Genomic DNA, 15,058 nt, shown 5'->3' on the forward strand with positions numbered 1-15,058 from the left:
AAGCTAGCTGGCGCGGGTCATGCCCCGAACCATAACTCAAAGTCGCATTCAGGATTGGTGTTTATCGCCGTGAGCTGCTGCTTTATGGTTTGCGTGTGAGTTATACTTTGAGTTCTGGTTTGGGCGGAAGACGCCGCGCAGCTTCGGGCTGAGCAGGAATGCGGTGATGATGAGCACCAGAATCATCGAGATGACGAAGGCGCCGTACGAGGAATCGTCGCGCGGCCACAGATCGATCAGGCCCGGGATGGCCAGGGCGGTACCGACGATCGCGAGGTTGATGTTGAACTGCTCGCGGCGATCCTGCGCCTGCTCCGCGCGCCTGCGCTTCACGTTATCCAGCGCCACGCGGATCGCATCGCCCTGCGTCTTGTAAATGTCCTTGCGCAGCTCCAGCTCGGACGCGACCTCGTGGAAATCGTCGCGCGTACCGGTCTCCTTGAGCATGTGATGCAGCACGGCCGTATCCACAGGCCGGCCGCTCACCGACTCGTACCAGAGGTAATCACGGAAGATGACAAACTCCGTCTGAATGTCCTCGAAGTCGCGCAAGCTGGAGCGCAAGATTTTCGACGCCAACTCCACGTCCTCGTCGTCCCACTCCGGCTTCCGGCGGACCGCTTCCAACTCCTCGGAGCCGAAGGACATGCGACGCATCTGCTTCGCCATCACGGACAGGTAGTTGTCCGCCCGGCGGACCAGGATGGCCAGGTCGACGAGGCGGGTGCCGGTGAGCATCCAGAAGTTGTTGTTGCGATTCTCAATCGGCGAGCGGCGCACCACCGCCAGCCCGTTCTCATCAGAATGCACCGTCCAATCCTGAAACAGCTGCACCCGCGACGCGTCCAGCGAGACCTGATCCATCGCCGTGAGCTCCGGGCTGTAGTCATCCGCGCGTGTGGCCAAAAACCACGCCCACGCGTCGTGGCGCGTCCAGGTGCCTAAGCCCTCGCGGAGAGAGCTGCGCATGCGGCGGGGCAACTCGGGCTCGTCGCAGGCCGGGATCGCCGTGATCGTGGTGTACGGGCGCGTTGCCAGCGGGCGCCGACGATCCCCCTTCACGTAGGCGGTGCCGCCGCGGCTGACCTGCAGCTGTGCGCCGCCGAGGACCTCGTTGACCATCTCGAAACACACCTCGAGGAGGTTGGTCTTCTGCGGCTCCTCGCCGGGACGCCCCACCTTGACCTTGCTGCGCGGGCGGTGCAACGACTTCGACACCGCCTCGAGCGCGTCGCCCGAGCAGTGCTCCGCAACCACGTGGAGCACCAGGAACTGGTTGCGGAACTCCCGCGCGTCTGTGTCTAGTGTGTCCGGTGTGTCCGGCGTGTCGAGTTGGTTGGCAGTATCGGCGTACTTGAGCTCCGGGCCTTGGTAGTCCAGGAGCTCGGCGCAGGTGAGGGTGACGGAAGCGAGGGGATTTGTGGCGTCGATAAGCGAAAAGCTCGAGTCCACGGGAGCCTGACGCGGATCCGCTGGCGGCTCCTTGCCGTTTTCTGGGGTGATGTCCGGCTGGAACAGGAAGCGGCGGGCCGAGACGCTCATGCCGTGGCGATTGCGCGAGGGTGCGAATTCCGACGCCCCGCCCTTCGCGTCCAGCGCATCCGCGCCCATCGACTCATTGAGCGGGCGGCGGAAATGCACGTTCGCGCCGCGGTGGAAGACGCGCGGCGAATACCTCCAGGCCGGCTGATCCAGCTTCCGCTCCCGCTCCATGGTCTCCGGGTTGCGGTAGGTGTTGCGCGCCTCGTCGAACGCGGGGACCTGGATCGACTTGATGCCGCGGAAACGGCCCGGCGCCCAGCGGGTGAAATCGGCGTCGTCGAAGGCCCCCACCGGAAGCGGGACAATCACCGCGAAGTGCGCGAGGCGCCACTCCGGGAGCTCGTCCTTCGTGGCCTCGAAGTCCGCGGGCAGGTCAAACTTGGCGCCCTGCAAGTCGTAGGCCAGGTTTATCTGGACGTCGTTGGCCTCATCGGGCGTGAGGTCCTCGGCGCGGCGGGAGGACGTGTGCTGGTCGCGCTGCTTTTGTGTGGGCGTGTCGTGCGTAGAGCGGGTCATGGCGCCTTCGGATTTCGGGGCTGGGGATGAGGTGCGTGCGGACTGTCCGTGCGCTGACATAGTACGCCAGGCGTGGGGGATGCGCCGGGTGAAACGGGTGGGGGTAGTGCGAATTTCGTTGCTCTGAGCTGGGTTTTTCTTGATTTGGTGCGTGTGAGGCGCTGCCGGGGTAGACGTATTGGGCAATCCGTGCCATACTGCAATGAGCAGGCCCCTTCGCCCACGGCTCACCCCCCCCGAAGCCGGAAGAGCGTTCAACACCCCCCCATTTAGAACGCGAGTGTGCGAGGGGGTTCTGCGTTGCCATAGGGGGGATCGGTGGGGGTTTGTCTGTTGGACAATCTGCGGATCGCGCACGGAGCATTTCTATGGTTGGACTCGAGGATCTTCCCGCCGCAACCTACGCAGCTGACTCTTGGACATTGCCACGGCCGGAAGTTCCGTGTTCATCTTGCTCAGTACCGAGTTAATCGTGTGTATTTCTTTCCTAATATCCACGTGAAGCAAGTTGTCGTGGTGGGCAACCCTATTTCGAAGCTGCCGCAGATGTTCGAGCTGACGCCCAATCCTCATTCGTCCGTTCTGATAGTTGCAAACCCGCTTACCAATCGGTTGGCCTTCATCAGGAAACGCAAGCTTCAGCGCTTCATCCCACAACGTGTCACGATCCGCCTTTTTCGATACCCCATCCTGATACCCAGGGTCGATGAATAAATAGGACAGATTACCGAACGTAAACTGCGCGAGGATTTGGTCGTGGGTGGGCTGAACGTCAGGTGATTGCCCTTTCCGCTCCAGCTCCTTCTTTGCGTGTTTCCTCGCAGCACCAATCGCCTTACCCGCTACAGCACGTAGTTCGTCTCGCGTGTCCCCGCGTGTGGTCCACACTTGGGAAGACTCTTTCCCGTTCCATTCCTTAAGCTGGTGGTCAACCGCGTTACGTAGCGCGATCTCCAAGAAAGAAAGCGTCGCGTGAAACGCTCCCGCAACTTCCGATCCCCACATGTACAAGTCCAGGGCTTGGTCGTAGTCTTGGGCTTCATCGAGGTAAGCCTGAAGACGGGGAGCGCTGAAAAACAATTGCGCCGTTTGCAGAGGGAACCTTATCACGCTAAAATCCTACAGCAGCGAGCATGCGCCAAGCGCACATGCATCTTTTCCAAGAAGCCCCGCTTTAGCGGGGCTTTTTGTGTGCTGAGGGAGGGCTCCCCCCTAGAAGGAGCTGGAGCCGCCCGAGCCGGAGAAGCCGGAGCTGAACCCCGAGTTCGTCCCACCGGAACTGGAGCTCGGGCGGTTGGTCGTGCTGTCCCACAGGGAGAGGGTGGCGTAGGTGTACACGCCCGGGTACGCGTAGTCCCGCTCCCACAGGCGCGGCGCGCGCGGATCCTTCACACCCTTGCGCGCGGCGAACTGCTGCTTCTGCATGACGTCCATGAGGATGCGGTAGTCCGCAAGCAGGCGCACGAACGCGTCCATGAACGCGGGGTTCTCCGGATCTGTGGCTATCGCGTCGAGACGGTTCACGATGTCCTGCAGCCCCGCCTTCAGGTGGGAGTCCTTCGCCTTCTTGCCGGCGTCGACGGCGTCGGCGCGCAGGGTGCTCAGGCGCTCGGCGCGCACGTCGACGTCGCCCTGCTCCATGCGGAACAGGAGGTTGATGTTCTCCTCTGCGCGCTCCACGTCCTTGACGGTGGCGGCGGCGTCGTGAAGCTGCTCCCAGTTGGCCAGAGCGTCGCTGTCGGTGTCGACGGGGAGGTGCGCGACCGCGTCGTCGATGGCGAGGAACCGGTCGCGGACCTCCTCCCACTCCTGGCGCAGCTCGCCGTTGGCGAAGCGGGAGGACAGGGAGTGGGCGCGCAGGTCGAGTTCGGAGAGGCGGAGGGCGAGGGACGAGTGGGCGTCGATAAGCTTCTGGCGATCGAGGCGGGCCTCGGCGATCCGCTGCTTGCGACGCTCAATGCGCTTCACCGGCACGAAGCCGACCGCGAGGGCCGCGGCGAACAAGCCGAAGCCGGTGGGGATGGCGGTGAGGTAGCCGAGGAAGCTGGAGTCGTTCCGGCTGGCGACCTCTTCCGGGTCCATCGCGACGCGCGCGCCGTCCAGGAGGCCGCGCGGGATGTCGCCGGAGGCCAGGCCGTCTTTCATCGCCGCGAGCGAGCGGTCGAGGTGGCTGCCGCTGCGGAGCGCGAGCTGGCTAGCGACGTCTTTACCAGCGAAAATGAACTGGTGGCGCGTCTTCATCGCCGCGCCGACGAGGATGACGCCGTCCGCGAACGTGTCGTCGCCGATCTCGTCCGGGTAGGTGTCGCGCATGAAGTTCTCCACCGAATCGTTCACGTTGTCCAGCGAATCGTCGAACACGATGAAGCGCAGCTGCTGCACCGTCGATGGGTGCGGGAGGTCATCGGCGCCGTCGAGCAGCCGCAGCTCCTCGTCCGGGGAGAGCAGGTCGGCCGGGTCGTCCACGAAGGCGGGCGGCGCCTCCGCGACCGTCTCCACCGGGTCCGGCTCCTCGGGCGCGCGCCACAGGGCGAACATGAGGATCGCCGGGAGCAGGCCGATCACCACCGCGACCAGCACCGCTAATCGACGCGCACCCTTCGCCCTGAACTGACGACTGAACTTGCGCTCCTCGTCCCACTCCGCGTTCCGACGCTTACTCTCCGCAGTCTCCTGCAGCTGCCACCACTTGCCGCCGGGGACAGACTCGTACTCTCGGCTCACCATACGGGGATTATCACACGGATTGGGGCGGTGCGCTGGGGGTTTGGTGGGGTTTGGTGGGGGGGTTTGGTGGGTGTTGGCGGGTGTTGGCGGGTGTTGGCGTGGTCTGCCCGCGCTTTGCCCGCAGATACCGTTACTAAGACACCGTTTTCGCGCTCCCAGAGCGCATTGTCGGGGTCTTAGTATCGGTATCTATAGCCGGGGCAGCACGCGTGGGGCCCGTGGGGCGCGCGGGGCGGAGCTTTTGGCGGCACGAGAAAGGCCCGGCGTCCGTGTTCAAAACGTCGGGCCCTGCTTCGAAATTCTCCGGCCCTTAGCTTACAAAACACGAAGGGCGTTGCATACCCGTTTCAAACATTTGATTCGGTGCATAATTCTCATTTTCTTAAAGAGCTTCACCAGCAAGGGAAGTTCCCTGGCACTACCGATAACCTGGACAAACGTGCACAACATGGTTGTAGTTCCAGGTAGATGGCATGTTTCAAAAATTGCATAGATAGTGCATATAAACCAGGACGCGAAAACGGCTCAAGGGGATTCCTAATTGTAACGACAGGAGAAGCTGAGCCGAGCGTGTGACGTGTGACGTAATTCACGTCAAGGGGGCGGGTATTGCGGCACAAACTCGGAATATAAATGGGACCGGAACGCGGAAACGCCGGCGAGTTGAGATGACTCGCCGGCGTTTAACGGACCGTTTAGATGTTGAGGGCGGAGCGGATCTGGTCGACGATCGAGTTGATCACGCCGCCGAGGTCGAAGACCAGGGCGCCGAACAGCGTGAGCAGGCCGATGAGGATGCCGCTCGCGAAGAGGCCGGCGGACTCGGCGGTGGAGGAGCCCTCGCTGGGGGAGGCGGTTTCGGTGACCGTGACGGTTTCGGTTGCAGTCGCCGTTGCCGTCGCCGGGGCCGGGGCCGCAGTGGTCGGTGCAGTGGTCGCCGCAGTGGTCGGCTCGGTGTTCGGGGCGGTCACCGTAGTGGTGACGGTGGTGGTCTCTGTAGCCGCCGGTGCCGCCGGCGAAGAGGTGGCAGCCGCAGAGGTGGCAGCCGCAGAGGTGGTCGCCGAAGGAGCCGTGGTCGTGGGCGACGGGGTCGGGGCGTCGGCCGCGCGGGCGGTCAGCCACTGGTCCGGGCCGATCGGGTGGTCCACGATGCGGACCTCGCCGATGTTGCCGAACCAGCCGTCGACCTTGTCGTTCTCCCAGGCGGAGGTGCCGAGGAGCCACTGGGCGCCTTCGCCGCCCATGCCGAGGGGGCCGTAGCCGTCGCGAAGAATGGGGGAGCCGTCGACATACATGGTGACCGACTTGTCCTTCGGGTCATTGACCACGGCCACGTGCATCCACTCGCCCTTCGGGACCTCGTGGGTCCAGTTGGAGAAGCCCTCGCCGTTCTGGCCCCAGGCGTACCAGCGCAGCTCGCGGAGGCTGGACACGCCCAGCATCTGGATCGGGTCGCCGTCCTCGCTGTCGGGGTGGGCGACGGTGCCGGACTCGTCGCGGATGAGGGCGTTGGACCACTTGTTGTTGTCGGCGTTCCAGTCCTCGTCGAGCTTGAGGAAGGCCTCCATGGTGTAGCCGTTCTCAAACTGCATGTCGTTGATGTCGGCGCCGGTGGCGGTCTCAAACCAGGCGGTGGAGTGCTTGAACTTGGGGTCCTTCCAGCGCAGGGAGCCGCGGTCCGAGGAGAGGGGGTGCGTGTCTTCCGAGAAGGTCACGGCGTCCTCGCGGGCGCCGACGCGGTAGCGGACGCGGGTCATGTCGTTGCCGTTGGCCACATCGGGGATGACGGCACCCTTGGGGGCAGGGGAGGCGTCGTTAAGCATCTTGCCCTCGAACGTGGTCTGGCCGGGGCGCCAGTGGACGGCAGTGCCATCGACGTGGACGTAATCCTGGTCGTTGCGGGGCTTGTCCTGCTCGGTGACCTCGTAGGGCTGGAAGCCGTCGGCGACGGTGGTGCGGAGGAGCTCGGCGTAGTCGGGGTCGTTCTCATCGCCCTTGGTGAAGTCGGGGGCGAAGGACTTGAAGCGCTCGGCGAAGTTGAGGTCGATGGAGTAGGAGTCGCCCTCGCCCTCGGGGAGGAGGTGGTCGAAGCTGGTGAGCTTCGCGTGGTCCTTGTCCTTGACCCACGGCGAGTAGGCCGTCATGTCGAGCGTGTTGTTGGTCAGGTCGAACTGGAGCTGGCCCATCAGGCCGTTGCCGCCCAGGTAGGCCATCTGGTAGTCCTGCAGGATGTTGATGACGTCGTGGCCGGCGTCGTTCTTCTCCACGTGGTAGCCCGCGCCGTGGTGGTGGCCCGCGATGGTGAGGAAGATCTGGTCATTCTTGCGGATCAGCTTGTCCCAGAGGTGCTCGCCGTACTCCTTGGTGAAGTAGGTGGAGCCGTCGCCGTTGATACCGGAAATCTCGTGAGCGGTGAGGATGACGGGGAGGTTCGGGTGCTCGTCGATGACCTGCTGGGCCCAGTCGAGGGTGTCGTCAGGCGCGCGGAAACCCAGCGCGAGCAGGAGGTACTGCTGTCCCTCGGCCTCGAAGATGTGGTACTCGGAATCCGTCTTCTGGCCCGGGAAGCCGTAGCCGTCGCCGCCGTCGTGGATGCCCGTGGACTGGTGGCGGGCCTGGAAGGTGGCGTTCTGCTTCGCGCGCTCCTCCGGGAAGTACTCCTCGAACGCGGACGGACCGTCCTCGCCGTCGAACATGAAGTAGTCGTGGTTGCCCGGCAGGATGGAGTAGTTGAGGTGCGCGTCCTCCAGCGGTTTCATCGCCTCCGAGCTGATGTCCCAGGAGTTGCGGACGTTGGCCTGGTCGACGACATCACCAAGATGCGCCACGAACTGGGTGTTCAGGTCCTCGTGGTGCTTTGCCAGGAACTCGGTCTGCACGTCGAACGGGTTCGAGCCGTAGCGGGTGCCAAAGATGTCGCCGGCGTCCTTGTCGCCGTAGCGGGCGTAGAACTGGGTGTCCGGAAGCACGCCGAGGGTGAAGCGGGAAGCGAGGTCGGCGCCGGCTTCGGCGGCATTCGCAGTGGGGAGCGGGAGCTGCGTCATCGGGGTGAGCAGGGCAAGCGCGGTGACGGCCGCGATGTGAGTGTGCATGGGGGATCCTTTGCGGTGTGTGACTGACGGGATTGCTTTGGTGGGTGAAATCCACACTCAAACGTAGCGCTGCCAGGTTGCGTTACGGTGAAATTGAGGTGAAGGCTGGGAGTTGGAGAGGGAGGTCCAATGTGCGGGGGCGGGCGGAATAGGGGATACAGTGGACCCGCACAACCGAGCCCAGCAGGAGGACCGCATGCCCACACCGAAGACGCTGCAAATGTTCATGATGGACGGGACGCCGGACGGGCCGATTAAGGCGTCGATTGCGAATTGGGTGGGCCGCGTCTACTCGATCCCGCGCACGGAGATCAATTCGGCGAAGCTGAAGCAGCGGCCGGACCTCAACCAGCCCGCGGTGTACTTCCTGGTGGGCACGAACCCGGACACGGATCAGCCGAAGATCTACATCGGGCAGGCCACGCGCAGGCAGAACGGCATGGCGTTCGCGCGCGCCGCCGAGCACACCCGCAGCGACGACAAGGACTTCTTCAACCGCATCATCTACCTCGTGGTGGTGGACAACTCGTGGGGACCGACCGAGATCACGTTCCTGGAAAACGCCTTCCACCAGCGCGCCGTCAGCGCGGGCCGGTACGAGGTGGCGAACGGGAATACGCCGTCGCCGGGCAACGTGACCGAGGAGGTGCAGGCGGTGCTCGACGAGTTCATCGAGAACACCAACCTGATCATCAGCGCCCTCGGCATCACAGCGTTCCAGCCCGTCGCCTCGGAGGCAACCCGGCGCGGGCAGGCGGCGGTGCCGCAGGAGCACGCGCCGAGCAGTGCTGACGACGAGCCCGTGTTCGAGCTGGCCAGCTACGACCGCTCCATCCACGCGCTCGGGCAGCGCACGCCGGGCGGGTTCGTGGTGTTCAGCGGAGCCAAGCTGCGCGAGGACCTCACGGCGAGCGCCCCGAAGGCCATCACCGCCAACCGCGAGCGGTACGCGGACAGCATGGACAACTTCCGCCTGACCAAGGACGTGGAGTTCTCCAGCCCAAGCTCGGCCGCCAGCTTTGTGCGCGGCGCGGCCACCAACGGGCGCACCGCCTGGCACCTGGCGGAGAACGCAAACGTCAGCCTCGCGGACTGGGAGGACCGCGAGACTGATGAGGTGGAGGCGGAAGGGATGGGGGACGGAGGGGCGTCGATAAGCGGCTAGAACATGCCCCAAATGGACACGGCGAGGATGAGCGAGCCCATGACCAGGAGGAAGATGGTGTCCGGGCGGCGGGCGTAGTGCCTGAACGCGGTGGCTTTGAACGCGAGGAGCGCGGGCAGGATGTAGAGGAGGAACGCGACGAAGACGCCGCCGACGACGGAGATCATGTCCAGGACCGACGGGTTGAGCACCGCGACGAGGACGGCCGTGACGAAGACGAAGACGTTGACCACGCGGCGGATCGAGCGCGGGGTGAGTGTGGCCGCCGTGCGCGGGGCCGCGACGCGGATAAGGTAGCCGGTGCCTTCCTCGGTGCCGAGGAGGTGGCCGAAGTAGGACGTGATGATCGCGCAGATGGCGATGAGCGGGCTCACCCACGCGAGGAACGGCGTGTGCGTCTCGTTGGCCAGGTAGGACAGGACCGGGACGTTTTGCTCGTTCGCGGCGTCCATGCCGTCGGCGCCGAGCGCGAGCGCGCACGACCAGACGAAGAACATGGTGAAGAGGACGAGCATCGCGGCCGTGACCAGCTCGATCTTGGAGACGGCGCGCTCGGTCGCGGCGACGTCGCCACCCGTGCGCTTCTGCATGTCCAGCGCGAACTGCGACACCGCCGCGATGTGGCTAAATGAGAACACCAGCACCGGCATGATCAGCAGCACCGCCTGCCACATCGGCGTCTGCGACTCGTAGGCGCGGAAGCTGGCGACATCCCACCGCGGAATCAGGTAGATCGACACCGCCGCGAGCGCGAAAATCAGCGGGTAGACCAGCGCATTTGCCAGCCACAGGGTCACCTTCATGCCCAGCGCGTAGGCGCCCGTGAGCACGCCGACGCATACGGTGGCCAGGAGCCAGCGGTTGATTTCGGGGCCATGGAGCTGATTAACGACGAAGCTGTCAACCGTATTCGTGATCGAAATGGCATAGATGAGCACCACCGGATAGATGCCCAGCCAGTACATGAGCGCGCTAACCAGGCCCCGCTTGCGGCCGGTCAGCGCGGTGACGACCTGGAGCACGTCCAGGCCTTTCGACGGCGACGCTGCCACGATCCGGGCGTACGCGCGGTGCGAGAGGAACACCATCGGCCCGATGATCAGCGTGGCGATCACCAGCGGCCAGAACCCGAAGCTGCCCGCGTTGATGGGCAGGAACAGGATGCCGGCGCCGACGCCGGTGCCGAACAGGGCGATCACCCAGGAGAAGAAGTTGCCGTCCGGGGCCTTGGAGCGCCGCTGCTCGCGGATCTGCTCTTTGTCCGCCTCGGTGAGGTGGTCGGCGTCGAACTGCGCGCGGCCGAGCTCGAGGTGCTCGTCGCTGTACTGTTCGGGGAGGTCGGCGTATGGGACGGGATGGGTGGTGTCTTGCTTATGTGAAGTGGTCATAGTTCCACGCTTTCAATGTCGTAGCTCACAAGGGTAGCACGGGGGTCGTACCCACTTTCGACGCCAAACCGAGTTGGTACGCTGATGCCCGGGGAGGGGACATGGAAAGAAATGCGCTAGTGACGCACCTGATCCGGCCGGGGGAGAGCGACGCGCTCGCGTGCCGGAAGCTGTCCGCGACGCGGTACGTGGCCGAGCAGGTCTGGCGCGGCCTCAAGGCCTACGAACAGGAGTTTCTGCGCGCGTACGCGATCGGGGTCGGCGCACAAAAGGCGGTGGTGGTGGGCCGCTCGGCCGCCGTCATCATGGGCCTATGGACGCTGCCCGCGAAGCACTCGCCGGTAATGCTGGCCAACCCGCGCCACTCGCCGCCGCCGAAGAAGCAGTGGCCCGAGGGGGTGCAGTACCGGGAGATGCGGATCCCAGAGGTTGACCGGGCTTCCATCTCGCTTCTCGACGGCGACACCGTCCTCCTCACCACCCCCGCCCGCACCGCCGTCGACGTCGCCCGGCTCCACGGGGTGCGCCACGGCGTCGTCGCGATGGACTCGTTCCTCCACCAGTTCGGCCCTGGCGCGCGGGCGGAGCTCGAGGAGGCGGTGCGCCGCCTGGCCAGGAAAAAGGGCATCGCGCACGCGCGGACGGCGTTGGCCTGGAGCTCGTCCCTGTCGCAGTCGCCGTACGAGTCGCTCCTGCGCGTCATCCTCCGCGAGCGCGGCATCGAGGCGCAGGAGCAGCTGTGGATCGGGCCGTACGTGCGGCCTGACCTACTGTGGGACCAACTGGTCATCGAGGTCGACGGCGACGTGAAGTTTGCCGAGGACGGGCAGACCGCCGCCTTGGAGCAGGTGCAGCGGGAGAACTGGATCCGGGTGCAGGGCTACGAGGTGGTCAGGCTCACGCCGCGGCAGATCCTGCGCGACGAGGACTGGTGCATCCGCCACATCCTCGACCTCAAGGCGCGCTCGGAGCAGCTCGGGCCGCCGCGGGTGCCGGCGACGCAGTGGCGGCCCGGCCACGGGGAGCACTGGCGGCGGTAGGCGGGCCGCGGTTTGGCGTTGCGGTTGGGGCTGGCGTCCGGGCCTTTGCGGGTGCCGGGCGGCCGCCGCCCAGCTAAATACCGATAGTAAGACCCCGATAATGCGCTCCAGGAGGGGCGAAAACGGGGTCTTACTATCGGTATCTGTGGTTTTGGGGCGGGTCGGGGCGGGTCGGGGCTGTTTTGAGGGCGGTTGGGCGGCGAAACGCGGCACCGGCGCCCCCGCGCACGCGAAAGCGGGCCCGCCCTGGCTTCCGTTCCAGGGCGGGCCCGCCGCACTTACTGAGTTACATTCTGCACGATCGCCGTGCCCGCGGGGCCGGTTTTCGCGGCCGGATTCGCACCAGCGCAAGCACCAGCGCGAACGCCGCGCAACCTAGGCGCGCGGTAGGACGGCGATGGGGGTGGCGTCGAAAAGCGTGGCAATGCCACGATCTTCCGAGCGGAACCACTTGTGCAGTCCGTCAATGAGAGCCTTCACAAGCTCACCTCCTTCCGTGTCAGCGAAAGGCTGTTAACCTTCCGTTCATGCGGGGGTAACTTTAAGTTACCGGGAATCGTTTGTCAACACCCACTATCTGCGCGCTCCCATCAACTTAGGCGGCGAGGCGTCAAACCTCCGTATACTTGCCCGCATGACACGCACGCTGATTGTTACAGAGCAAGGGCCGGAGATCGTCGAGACGCGCGACGAGTTCGCGGGCGAAGGCGACACGCTGATTCACGTCAGCCACTCGTCCATCAACTACAAGGACGCGATGGCACTGAGCGGCAACCGCGGCGTCCTGCGCCACCTGCCCACCGTGCCGGGCATTGACGCAGTGGGCACGCTTAACGACGGCACGCTGGTAACCGTCAACGGCCGCGGCATCGGCGAGCGCCGCCACGGCGGGTACACGCCGCAGCTGCGCATCGACTCCACCCACGTGGTCCGCGTGCCGAAGCGCTTCAGCGCGGCGGACGCGGCCGCGATCGGCACCGCCGGCTACACGGCGGCGCTGTCGGTGGCGGGGTTCGAGCGGGCGCTGTACGAGGACACCGCCGAGGGTCCGGTGCTGGTCACGGGCGCGACCGGTGGCGTGGGCTCCATCGCGGTGCAGCTGCTGGCCGCTCGGGGTCACGAGGTGTGGGCGTTGACGGGGCGCGTCGATAAGCATGGCGACTGGCTTCGCGAGCTGGGCGCGAGCGAGGTGCTGGACCGCGCCGAGTTCGCCGACGCGGGCAAGCCGCTGCAGAAGGCGCGCCTCGGCGGCGTGGTGGACACGGTCGGCTCGACGATCCTGGCCAACGCGCTCGCGCAGCTGCGCTGGGGCGGCGTGGCCACTGCGTGCGGCATGGCCGCCGGTAACGACCTGCCCGCCAGCGTGCTGCCGTTCATCCTGCGCGGCGTGCAGCTCGTGGGCATCAACTCGGTGGATACGCCGAATTCGCTTCGCGACGCCGCATGGCAGCTCCTCGACGAATCCCTTGACCTCGCCACGATCCGCACCGAGACGATCGGGCTGGACGACGTCGCCGAGATGGGCCGCCGCGTCCTCGCCGGCGAGCACAGCGGCCGCACGGTCGTCGAGCTCTAGCACCGGACCGCAGCGCCGTGCTCTGGCGCCGCACATGGCGAAAGCCGCCGGGACCAGCACTGCGCTGGACCGGCGGCTTTCTCATCCCCCGATATGAAACGGCCTTTAGGCGTCGGTGCGCCCGGGTACCAGGACGTCGATGGGGGAGACTTCGGTGTGCGGGGGGATGCCCCGCTCCTCGTCACGGAACCACGCGCGGAAGCGTTTCAGGAACTTCATACGGGTTCACCTCCTTTCCTCTCGGCGGAAGGCGTGTTTACCTTCCGTTCATATTCGAGAAACACTAGGTTCCGGTAAATGGTTTGTCAACACCCACCATCTACGCGCACCCACCATAACCGATAAACCCGCAGCGTAGGAGCGAAAAAGCGCCGGACCAAAAAGGCCCGGCGCGGTTTCGCTCAGCGCGTGAGAGGGAGCGTTAGAGGAACGGGTAGGGGTCCCAGCCCGAGATGTACTCGATGCGCTCGCGGGCGATGAGCAGGAGCGCCGCCACCACGGCGATGAGCACCAGCGCCATGAAGAACCAGGCGATAGCCTTCTTGCCGCCGGACACCGGGGTGCCGTCGTCGGTGGGGGAGAGGAAGTGGATGCTCAGGGAGAAGAGGGTCGGCAGGCCGGCACCGAGCAGGATGCCAACTGCGGTGACCAGGAAGAGGGATTTGATGAGTTCCATGGTGATAATCCTTTCTGGTCGCGCTTACTTGCGGTGCTTGTTGTTGACAGCGGTGCGGGTTGCGGTTGCGCCCGCCAGGCCAGCGCTGGTGTCAACGAAGTCGGCCGGCTCGCCGTAGACCTTCTTGTCAGCCTTGTCGGCGGAGGTGCCGAGGGCGCCGCCGTCCTCGTCCCAGTCCTCGTTGACGTTGTCCTTGTGCACCGGAGCCTTGGAGGCGCGGTAGAACATGTAGCCGCCGCCCAGGGCAATGATGAGGGCGATGGCGACGCCGCCCCACACCAGGTCGCTGCCCGCGGAAGCGGCGCCGTTGCCGATCCACCAGATGACAAAAGAGACGAACGCCGCGACCGGCAGGGTGGTGATCCAGGCCAGGGCCATGCGGCCGGCGACGGACCAGCGGACCTCGCCCTTCGGGCCGGTCAGGCCGGAGCCCATGATGGAGCCGGTGGCCACGTGGGTGGTGGACAGCGCCATGCCCAGGTGGGAGGAGGTGAGGATGATGGCGGCGGAGGAGGTCTCAGCGGCCATGCCCTGCGGCGGGTGGATCTCAACGAGGCCCTTGCCCAGGGTGCGGATGACGCGGAAGCCGCCGGAGTAGGTGCCGATCGCGATGGCCAGCGCACACGCCAGCTGAATCCAGAACGGCATCGGGTGGTCGGAGTCGAACTGGCCGGCGGCGACCATGGCGAGGAAGATCACGCCCATGGTCTTCTGCGCGTCGGAGGTACCGTGCGCGAGCGCGACCAGGGAAGCGGAGCCGATCTGGCCCCAGCGGAAGTAGCGGTCGCGGTGCTCCTTCTCGGAGTGCTTGGTAATGCGGTAGACCAGCCAGGTACCAATCAGGGCAACCAGGCCAGCGACGAACGGCGCGGCGAGCGCCGGGATGATGATCTTGTTCAGCACACCGACCCAGACGACGCCGTCGAAGCCGATGGCGGCGATGGCCGCGCCGATCAGGCCGCCGAACAGGGCGTGCGAGGAGGAGGACGGGATGCCGAAGAGCCAGGTGAACAGGTTCCACATGATGCCGCCGCCGAGACCGGCGAAGACGACAAGGAGGAGCCTTTCAGAGTCAATTGGGTTGCTCAGGTCGAACACGTCGAGCTCCACGATGCCGCCCGCAACCGTCTTCGCCACCGCGACCGAGAGGAACGCGCCGACGAGGTTGAGGATACCGGCGAGTGCAACAGCCACCTTGGGTGTCAGCGCGCCGGTAGCGATGGACGTTGCCATCGCGTTTGCAGTGTCGTGGAAGCCGTTGGTGAAGTCGAAGAACAGAGCAACGACGATGATGAGGACAAGCAGGATCGTAATACTCACGGGAAGAAAGTATGCG

Annotated in this window: 10 protein-coding genes; 3 read left to right on the forward strand and 7 right to left on the reverse strand. The window is 65.3% G+C overall.

Going from position 1 to position 15,058, the window contains the following annotated elements:
- Window positions 1-48: 48 nt before the first annotated feature.
- From CKJ85_RS06770 to CKJ85_RS06785, 4 genes are all read right to left on the reverse strand, one after another.
- Window positions 49-2,058, reverse strand: a complete 2,010-nt coding sequence (locus tag CKJ85_RS06770) for a hypothetical protein (protein WP_095553838.1) — start codon at window positions 2,056-2,058, stop codon at window positions 49-51.
- A 366-nt stretch (window positions 2,059-2,424) separates the two neighbouring features.
- Entirely contained in the window at window positions 2,425-3,168 is a 744-nt protein-coding gene (locus tag CKJ85_RS06775) for an Abi family protein (protein WP_095553839.1), read from the reverse strand.
- A 102-nt stretch (window positions 3,169-3,270) separates the two neighbouring features.
- Entirely contained in the window at window positions 3,271-4,785 is a 1,515-nt protein-coding gene (locus CKJ85_RS06780; RefSeq protein ID WP_095553840.1) for a DUF5129 domain-containing protein, read from the reverse strand.
- Between the two features lie 695 nt (window positions 4,786-5,480).
- Entirely contained in the window at window positions 5,481-7,877 is a 2,397-nt protein-coding gene (locus CKJ85_RS06785; RefSeq protein WP_143340171.1) for a LamG-like jellyroll fold domain-containing protein, read from the reverse strand.
- A 160-nt stretch (window positions 7,878-8,037) separates the two neighbouring features.
- On the opposite strand from CKJ85_RS06785, the gene CKJ85_RS06790 reads away from it, so the two are divergent.
- A complete protein-coding gene (locus tag CKJ85_RS06790; protein ID WP_095278619.1) occupies window positions 8,038-9,042 on the forward strand; it encodes a GIY-YIG nuclease family protein in 1,005 nt (334 codons plus the stop codon).
- Here the strand turns inward: CKJ85_RS06790 and CKJ85_RS06800 are convergent.
- The gene (locus CKJ85_RS06800; protein WP_143340172.1) at window positions 9,039-10,430 is read right to left on the reverse strand and encodes an aromatic amino acid transport family protein; all 1,392 of its coding nucleotides are present in this window, start codon (window positions 10,428-10,430) and stop codon (window positions 9,039-9,041) included. The genes CKJ85_RS06790 and CKJ85_RS06800 overlap by 4 nt on opposite strands.
- A 119-nt stretch (window positions 10,431-10,549) precedes the next feature.
- Here CKJ85_RS06800 and CKJ85_RS06805 point away from each other — a divergent pair, with 119 nt between their 5' ends.
- Both CKJ85_RS06805 and CKJ85_RS06810 read left to right on the forward strand, forming a co-directional pair.
- Window positions 10,550-11,470, forward strand: coding sequence for an endonuclease domain-containing protein (locus CKJ85_RS06805; protein WP_095553841.1), 921 nt, complete (start codon window positions 10,550-10,552; stop codon window positions 11,468-11,470).
- 634 nt (window positions 11,471-12,104) lie between these two features.
- Complete coding sequence (locus CKJ85_RS06810; protein WP_095553842.1) at window positions 12,105-13,046, forward strand: acryloyl-CoA reductase; 942 nt, start codon at window positions 12,105-12,107, stop codon at window positions 13,044-13,046.
- 421 nt (window positions 13,047-13,467) lie between these two features.
- On the opposite strand, the gene CKJ85_RS06815 is transcribed toward CKJ85_RS06810, so the two are convergent.
- Complete coding sequence (locus CKJ85_RS06815) at window positions 13,468-13,722, reverse strand: hypothetical protein (RefSeq protein WP_095535566.1); 255 nt, start codon at window positions 13,720-13,722, stop codon at window positions 13,468-13,470.
- 24 nt (window positions 13,723-13,746) lie between these two features.
- Entirely contained in the window at window positions 13,747-15,042 is a 1,296-nt protein-coding gene (locus CKJ85_RS06820; protein WP_095553843.1) for an inorganic phosphate transporter, read from the reverse strand.
- Window positions 15,043-15,058: the final 16 nt, after the last annotated feature.

The organism is Corynebacterium sp. NML 150383, assembly GCF_002285085.1.
Classification (GTDB): domain Bacteria; phylum Actinomycetota; class Actinomycetes; order Mycobacteriales; family Mycobacteriaceae; genus Corynebacterium; species Corynebacterium gottingense.

Bases quoted from the DNA above. Each gene is read 5' to 3' on its own strand.
- CKJ85_RS06770 (WP_095553838.1), bottom strand. From the start codon at position 2,058: ATGACCCGCTCTACGCACGACACGCCCACACAAAAGCAGCGCGACCAG.
- CKJ85_RS06780 (WP_095553840.1), bottom strand. From the start codon at position 4,785: ATGGTGAGCCGAGAGTACGAGTCTGTCCCCGGCGGCAAGTGGTGGCAG.
- CKJ85_RS06785 (WP_143340171.1), bottom strand. From the start codon at position 7,877: ATGCACACTCACATCGCGGCCGTCACCGCGCTTGCCCTGCTCACCCCG.
- CKJ85_RS06800 (WP_143340172.1), bottom strand. From the start codon at position 10,430: ATGACCACTTCACATAAGCAAGACACCACCCATCCCGTCCCATACGCC.
- CKJ85_RS06810 (WP_095553842.1), top strand. From the start codon at position 12,105: ATGACACGCACGCTGATTGTTACAGAGCAAGGGCCGGAGATCGTCGAG.
- CKJ85_RS06815 (WP_095535566.1), bottom strand. From the start codon at position 13,722: ATGGAACTCATCAAATCCCTCTTCCTGGTCACCGCAGTTGGCATCCTG.